Raw genomic sequence first — 7,230 nt, 5'->3', positions numbered from 1 at the left:
CGGAACCGCGAGCAAAATAACCCGCCGGCACCCTTCAGGATGTCTCCGCCGCCGAGCTTCGGCTCCTCCTGACGCGGACACCCACCCCGCGGTTCCGACGCGACCCGGCCCACGAACACCGAGCGGCTCGCGGGCAGCGGGCTCTCGCGCGCCGCAACCTTCGTTCCGTCCGGTCGCGCGATGGAACTGCGCGAAACTCGGCATCCGCGTCCCCACTGCATGGTCAGCCCATGACTGCGCACGCGCCCACTGAGTTGGGCCGAGCCTCACGTGTTCCCGAGATCGGCGACTTCGAGCGCCCACGCTCGCTTCGGCACGGCTCGGATCGGCCGGTGCTCACCTGGTGTGCAATCCCGCAACCGCCTGCGTGAGGTTCGCCGAGGCCCGGCCGACCGCGGGAAGGTCTTCGCCGTCGGCCGCCCGCCGCACCTCGTCGAGGGCGGTGTCCACATCCTCGGTTTCCTCGACCCCGGGCCGGGTGCGCTCCCAGACCCGATCCAGCGCCGCCGTATCACCCCGGACCGCACCGGTGTCGGCGGCGGCCACATCGACCGGAAGCTGGCGTGCCCACAGTGCGAGACGGGCCACGTCGACGTCAATCACCCGCCGGTACAGCAGTCGAAGGTCGAGCTCGTTCTGGGCGATGCGCTGCGCAGCCGACTGTGCGGACCTCGAATCCCGATTGCCGACGGCACGGGTGAGGGTGTCGATGTCGCGCTGGATCTGCAGCTCCGCCTGAGGCGGAATGCCCACGTTACGCACCGAATCCCATGCTTGATCGAGTGCCGTAACGGTCTGCCCCACGCGCTCGGGGTCGGCGGCCGCGGCGAAGACATCGCCGACGGCGATCGACAGCGCGCCGAACTCCGCGGGAGCCGGACCCGGCCGCATGTCGGTCGGCGACGCCAGCGACACCGCCTCGAGGTCACCAGCGGGGCTTCCGGTGGAGAACTCGCCGTACCCGGGAGCGAAGATCTTCCCCTCCCGTGTCCCGTCCATATGCAGCTCGCTGACTTCCATGGCGCCGCCGATGTTTCCGCTCGGGCCGGCGACATCCTGGTCGACCTTCTCGACGCGCACTTCCTCGAACACCACCTCCGGGGCATTCTCCGGGCGGTACACGTCACCGACGCGCGGCTGCGCCGGCATGATCATCGCGTCCGGTGTCTGGTCGCCGGCCATCCAAGTCCCCTCGGTGTCGGCGACGCTCCCGTTCTCGAAGTTGACAACGTCCTCGCCGAAGTACCACACCGACCCGTCGCCGGCCTGGGCGAACCAGTCGATCGCCACCTCGTGGATGCGCCCGTCCAATATGCGACGTACTGGACGATCACCGTCTCGACCGGCGTGCCGCGCCACGGGATTGTCTTTGTCCCGGGCATCCGGGTCACCTCGGTGCGCAGCGGCTCGCCGCCCACCTGACCGCCGTAGATTATCTGCGCGAGCGCGCTCGTCGGATGCAGCCGGTTCGTGATCGAGGTCGGTGCGGCGAAGGTCGGTGTGCCGAGGTCGACGCGCGCAGTGTCCGATGCGAGGGGCAGGCACTCGTCGGTCGGGTCGCCGGATTCGTCGACGACCCCGATGCAGTCCGCGGGGGCGGAGTCGTTGCCGCACGCGGCCGGGGCGACACCGACTACCGCGCAGAGCACCATCGCGACGAGGCGGCGCACGGGGCCGGTGTTCATCCCGGGGCCTATTCAGTTGCCGTCGTTGTCCGGTACGCCGGCTCCGTCGTCGGTGCCCGGCCCGTCGGTCTTGGTACCGACGACGGTGAAGTTCTGGTCCAGTTGGACGTCGACCTGGTTGCCGTCGGGCAAAGTCACCTCCACCTCGTAGAGGCTCTCCTCGTCGCCGATCTCGGTGCCGGTGACGGTTCCGCCGTCGGTGTGCGCCAAGGCGGCGGCGCTGGCCTTCGTGAGGGCGTCCCCGGTGATGGGTGTTTCCTGGTCACCACTCGAGGCCACCGCGACACCCGTTCCGATCGCGACCACGACGCCGACGGCAACCGCCGCAAGTCGGACATGTTTGATCCTCATCACACAACTTCCCTCGCTGAATCTCCCCGTGCGGTAAGGCTGCCCCCGGTCACCTGACGGCAGCCTGAACGCTCGTCGAAACGTGTTCAGCCATCGCCCGCGGGCAGTATCACCGCGACGCGCACGCCGCCCAACGGCGATTCGGAAATCGACACCGACCCACCGTGTGCCCGGACGATCTCGTCGACGATGGCCAGGCCCAGACCGCTGCCGCCCACATCCCGGGATCGCGCGGCATCGAGCCGGACGAACCGCTCCAGCACCCGCCCCCGTTCGGGCTCCGGGATTCCCGGTCCGTCGTCGTCGACCGTCAACAGCACGTCGCCGCCCCGATCGGCGAGGACGAAGTCGATCCGACTCTGTGCGTGCCGGGCGGCGTTGTCACCGAGATTGCGCAACACGCGGCCGAGTGCCTCGGCATCGCCGCGCACCCGAGCCGCCGTCACGGCCGCCGTGTCGACTCGCGGGGAGGTGATCGAGCGAAGCCGGCGGGCCTCGTCGAAGACCAGGTCGTCGACGTCGACCGGCGCGCTCGGCGGCCGGACGTGTTCGTCCGCGCGGGCCAGCAGCAACAGGTCCTCGACAAGGTGCTGCATCCGCAGGTCCTCGGCGAGCACCACCTCGGCCAGCTCCTCGGTGGTGGTTCGGTCCGAATGCGCGAGCGCGACCTCCGCGTGCTGGCGGATCGTGGTGATCGGTGAGCGCAGCTCGTGCGCGGCGTCGGAAACGAAGCGTCGCTGACTATTTCGGGCGCGCTCGAGGCGGGCCAGCATCCGGTTCATGGTCGACGCCAATCGCCCGATCTCGTCGTCGGTCCGGGGCTGGGGCACCCGGTGGTGCAGTTGCGCGGCCGAGACCTCGTCGACCTCGCGCCGGATCGCCTCGACGGGTGTGAGCGCTCGGCCCACCGTCAGCCAGGTCGTGCCCGCCACGACGAACAGCACTATCGGCAGTCCGACGATCAGCAGCCTGGTGATCAGGCTCGTGGTTTCGAAGACGCCGATCAACGCCCTGGCCACCACCACCGTCCGCGGCCCGGCGGGGGTCTGCGCGCCCGCCGCGACCGCGACGAAGGGGTCGTCGTCGAGCGGTGTCACGACGCGCGCGGACTCGCCGGGCTCCAGTCGCGCCACCGCGGCTTCGCCGGTGACGTTGCGGCTCGCTGCGAGCACCTCGCCGTCCGGGTCGAGCACCTGGATCAACTGCTCATCGCTGCCGGCGACCTCCAATGTCGGCGGTCGGCCGGATTCGAGTTGACGCGCCACCTCGTGTGCCTGCGCCCAGGCAGACTCCTCGACCTCGTCGATCAGCGTGCCGCGCAGCGCCGCGATCAGCGCGGCGGCGCCCACGACGAGTGCGACCGCGACGATCACGGTCGCCACCGCCGTGGTGCCCGCCCGAACCGTGCCGACGCGCGCACGTACCCGGCGGATACGGGCGACCACACGGTCAACCGCCATGGGCGACCAGCCGATATCCGGCTCCACGAACGGTTTCGATCACTGGCGGATCCGTCGACCGCCCCAGTTTGGTGCGCAACCGCCGCACGTAGACCTCCACGATGTTCGGATCACCGTCGAAGTCGAAGTCCCAGACGTGACCCAGGATGTCCGCCTTCGGCAGCACCTCGCCGGGATGGCGCAGCAGGAACTCCAGGACCGCGAACTCACGTGTCGTCAACTCGATCTGCTCGCCGCCGCGCCACACCCGGCGGGCCGACGGATCCAACCGCAGGTCCCCGGCCTCGATCACGGTGGGGCGTGGGCTCGCGCCCCGGCGCAGCAGTGCCCGCAGCCGGGCGAGCAGCACCGCGTACGAGAACGGCTTGGCCAGGTAGTCGTCGGCGCCGGTGTCGAGACCCTCCACCTCGTCCCAGACTCCGACCTTGGCGGTGAGCATCAGGATCGGGGTCCAATTGCCCTCGCTACGCAAGGTCCGGCACACCTGGTAACCGTTCGCCCCGGGCAACATGATGTCGAGGACGATCGCGTCGAACGGGTTCTCGCGCGCCATCCAGAGGCCGTCGGTGCCGTTGTGCACGACATCGACCGCAAAACCTTCCGCCTCGAGCCCCTTGCGCAGCCCGGCGGCAAGGCGCCGCTCGTCCTCGACCACAAGTAACCGCATCGTGCAGTCCATGATCGCAGGCCGAAACTGACTCACGGCTGAAAAATGCGGGCCGGCCAACCCCGGGCGCTGCCGGGTTCAGATCGTGACGGCACGGCGCCGCCCCCGCCAGTTCCGGGAGGATCTCATCGCACCGTCGAGTGTGTCGGAGAATGCGAGTAGATGACCGGCTGGGTGACGAACCCCGCGCGGTGGGGAGTGCCCGCCGAGTTGGGCGACGACGTTCGCGCCGTACCCGGCGGCCAGGGCGCGCCGGCGGATCGGCGCGTGCACCGACGCCCCGGACAGGGCGGTCTCGGAGAGGCTGCCGTTGTCCCGACAGGTGAGTTAGGTACGGCATGCCTTATAGACTCGGTCGGTGCCTAGCCAGTCCGTCCGTGTAGAGCTCCGCGGTGTGGGCTTCGCGCGCGCGTTGGGAGGATTCGGCGACGCCCCGGCACTGGTCACACCGGACGATACGGTCACCTACCGCGAACTGGCGGATCGTGTCGAGCGGGCGGCCTCACAGCTCGGCCGGACCCGCCGTCTGGTGCTGGTCGCCGGCACCCCTGAGATCGATCTGATCGTCACCTACCTCGCGGCCCTGTTCGCCGGGCATCCGGTGCTGCTGGCACCGGGCGACAATCCCGACAGCCTCAACGGCCTGATCGCCGCGTACCGGCCCGACGTGGTGGTGCGCAGCACCGACGGACGCACGGTGGTCGAGGAGCAGCGTGCAGGCTCCGCGCACCTGCTGCACCCCGACCTCGCGCTGCTGCTGAGCACCTCCGGATCCACCGGATCACCGAAACTCGTCCGCCTCTCGCACCGCAACGTGCAGACCAACGCCGAGTCGATCGCGGAGTACCTCAACATCTGCGACACCGACCGTGCTGTCACGACGCTGCCCATGCACTACTGCTACGGGCTGTCGGTCATCCACAGCCACCTGGTCCGCGGCGCCGCCCTGATCCTCACGACTCTCTCGGTCACCGACCCCGGATTCTGGGACCTCGTCCGGACCCACCGCGGCACCACCTTTGCGGGGGTGCCCTATACCTTCGATCTCCTGGACCGGATCGGGTTCGACGACATGGATCTGCCCGACCTGCGTTACATCACGCAGGCCGGCGGGCGGCTCCCGCCGGACCGCGTCCGAAACTATTCGGAACTGGGACGACGCCGGGGCTGGGATTTGTTCGTCATGTACGGGCAGACCGAGGCGACCGCCCGGATGGCGTACCTGCCCCCGGAACTCGCGCCCAGCCACCCGCACACGATCGGCCGGCCGATTCCCGGCGGATCCTTCCGGCTCGAACCGGTCTCCGACGCCCCGGACGGCACCGGTGAGCTGATCTACACGGGGCCGAACGTGATGCTCGGCTACGCCCACACCCCCGACGACCTGCGCCTCGGTGACGATCTCGGCGGCGAACTGCGGACCGGGGACCTCGCCCGGCACACGGGTGACGGGTTGTACGAGGTGGTCGGCCGCCGCAGCCGATTCGTCAAGGTCTTCGGACTGCGGATCGACGTGCAGCACGTCGAGTCGGCACTCGCGCAGCACGGGCTGACGGCCTGCTGCGCGGGCGGGACGGACGAGCTCATCGTGGCCGTCCAGGACGGCGGCGACGTGGACGGCGTCCGGCGCGCGACCGCGCGGGCCTGCGGCCTTCCGCTCGGAGCGGTGCGTGTGTGCCTCGTCGACGAGATTCCGCGGACCTCCACGGGCAAACCCGACCTCCGAGCCGTGGCCGAGCTCGCGCACGGGTACGAGTCCCCGCGCGCCACGTCTCCGAGGACCGGCCCCGACACCAACACCCTACGTGCGCTGTATGCCGAGATCCTCCACTGCACGCACGTCACCGACGACAGCACGTTCGTGAACCTGGGCGGCGACTCCCTGTCCTATGTGCGGATGTCCCTGCGGCTCGAGGAGATCCTCGCCTACCTTCCCGAGAACTGGCATACGACTCCGATCGGGGACTTCGCGCCGGCTCCGCGGCTGCGCCGCCGGTGGCGGACAGTGGAAACCAATGTTCTGCTCCGCGCGGTCGCGATCGTTCTGATCGCGGGCTCGCACATTCACCTGTTCACGGTGCTCGGCGGAGCGCACGTGCTCCTCGGGATCGCCGGCTACAACTTCGCCCGATTCCACCTCGGTACGGCCGAACGGACCGAACGTGTCCGCCACACACTCGCGAGCGTCGCCCGGATCGCCGTTCCCAGCATGGTGTGGATCGGGTCGATCATCGCCGTGACCGGGGACTACCGCATCACCAGTGCGTTCTTGCTCAACGGAATTCTCGGTCCGGACGGGTGGTCCGCCGAGTGGAGATACTGGTTCGTCGAGGCGATCGTGTACATCGTGCTCGCCGCCGCCGCCGTGCTGTACATCCCGCTCCTCGACCGCATCGAGCGCAGGCACCCGTTCTGGTTCGCGATGGGGTTCGTGGCCCTCGGCCTGCTCACCCGGTACGGGCTAGTCGACGTCGACGACGGCCCCAATCGCATCCTGACCGCGTCGGTGGTCTTCTGGCTGTTCGCCCTCGGTTGGGCCGCCGCCACGGCGACGACCGTATGGCACCGCCTCTGCGTCACCTCGGTGATCGTGGCGACGGTTCCCGGGTTCTTCTTCGGCGAGACTCGGCGGGAAATGATCGTCGTCGGTGGGCTCTGCCTGCTGGTGTGGCTCAGATCCGTCCCCTGCCCCACCCTGTTGAGCCGGGTCGCAGGGGTGTTGGCGAGCGCGTCCCTGTACATCTACCTGACGCACTTCCAGGTGTATCTGCCGCTGCGCGCCGACCATCCCTGGTTGGCGCTGGCCTTGTCGATTCTGGTCGGCATTCTCTACTGGCAGGCGGTGACATTCGTACTCGTCCTGTGCCGACGACCCGCTGCCTTGCGTTCGGAACTCGACCGGATCCGGATCGCCTCGATCTTTGGTTCGATCCAGCGTGTCACGGCAACAGGACAAATGACTGCCAACCGACAGGCGCATTGATTGCAGGCACGCCCTCCCCACCTGATACGCGGTCCACCAAAATCCAGATGGTTAGGTTTGCCAATCCTGCACGTGGCATCATTT

At 68.9% G+C, this 7,230-nt stretch carries 6 protein-coding genes; 2 read left to right on the top strand and 4 right to left on the bottom strand.

Annotation, left to right across the window (positions count from 1 at the left end):
- Nucleotides 1-336: 336 nt before the first annotated feature.
- Nucleotides 337-1,290 carry a hypothetical protein gene (locus AC1DWT_RS36300; RefSeq protein ID WP_206015665.1) on the bottom strand — a complete coding sequence of 318 codons (954 nt, stop codon included), beginning with the start codon at nt 1,288-1,290 and terminating at the stop codon, nt 337-339.
- Nucleotides 1,291-1,293: 3 nt separating this feature from the next.
- On the opposite strand from AC1DWT_RS36300, the gene AC1DWT_RS36295 reads away from it, so the two are divergent.
- The gene (locus AC1DWT_RS36295) at nt 1,294-1,422 is read left to right on the top strand and encodes a hypothetical protein (protein WP_259376037.1); all 129 of its coding nucleotides are present in this window, start codon (nt 1,294-1,296) and stop codon (nt 1,420-1,422) included.
- Nucleotides 1,423-1,697: 275 nt separating this feature from the next.
- Here AC1DWT_RS36295 and AC1DWT_RS36290 read toward each other — a convergent pair whose 3' ends face one another.
- The 3 genes from AC1DWT_RS36290 to AC1DWT_RS36280 form a co-directional block, all read right to left on the bottom strand.
- Nucleotides 1,698-2,036, bottom strand: a complete 339-nt coding sequence (locus AC1DWT_RS36290; RefSeq protein ID WP_206015664.1) for a PepSY domain-containing protein — start codon at nt 2,034-2,036, stop codon at nt 1,698-1,700.
- An 86-nt stretch (nt 2,037-2,122) separates the two neighbouring features.
- The gene (locus AC1DWT_RS36285; RefSeq protein WP_241031605.1) at nt 2,123-3,496 is read right to left on the bottom strand and encodes a sensor histidine kinase; all 1,374 of its coding nucleotides are present in this window, start codon (nt 3,494-3,496) and stop codon (nt 2,123-2,125) included.
- The gene (locus AC1DWT_RS36280; RefSeq protein WP_206015663.1) at nt 3,486-4,163 is read right to left on the bottom strand and encodes a response regulator transcription factor; all 678 of its coding nucleotides are present in this window, start codon (nt 4,161-4,163) and stop codon (nt 3,486-3,488) included. Before AC1DWT_RS36280 ends, AC1DWT_RS36285 begins: the two co-directional genes overlap by 11 nt.
- A gap of 358 nt (nt 4,164-4,521) precedes the next feature.
- On the opposite strand from AC1DWT_RS36280, the gene AC1DWT_RS36275 reads away from it, so the two are divergent.
- Complete coding sequence (locus AC1DWT_RS36275) at nt 4,522-7,146, top strand: AMP-binding protein (protein WP_241031604.1); 2,625 nt, start codon at nt 4,522-4,524, stop codon at nt 7,144-7,146.
- Nucleotides 7,147-7,230 lie beyond the last annotated feature (84 nt).

It is taken from the genome of Rhodococcus sp. P4_B6 (assembly GCF_056402215.1).
Note: the sequence above shows the minus strand (reverse complement) of the source record. Positions and strands in the feature narration are given on the sequence as shown.

Coding starts and splice junctions, on each gene's coding strand:
- AC1DWT_RS36290 (WP_206015664.1), bottom strand. CDS start 2,036: ATGAGGATCAAACATGTCCGACTTGCGGCGGTTGCCGTCGGCGTCGTG.
- AC1DWT_RS36285 (WP_241031605.1), bottom strand. CDS start 3,496: ATGGCGGTTGACCGTGTGGTCGCCCGTATCCGCCGGGTACGTGCGCGC.
- AC1DWT_RS36280 (WP_206015663.1), bottom strand. CDS start 4,163: ATGCGGTTACTTGTGGTCGAGGACGAGCGGCGCCTTGCCGCCGGGCTG.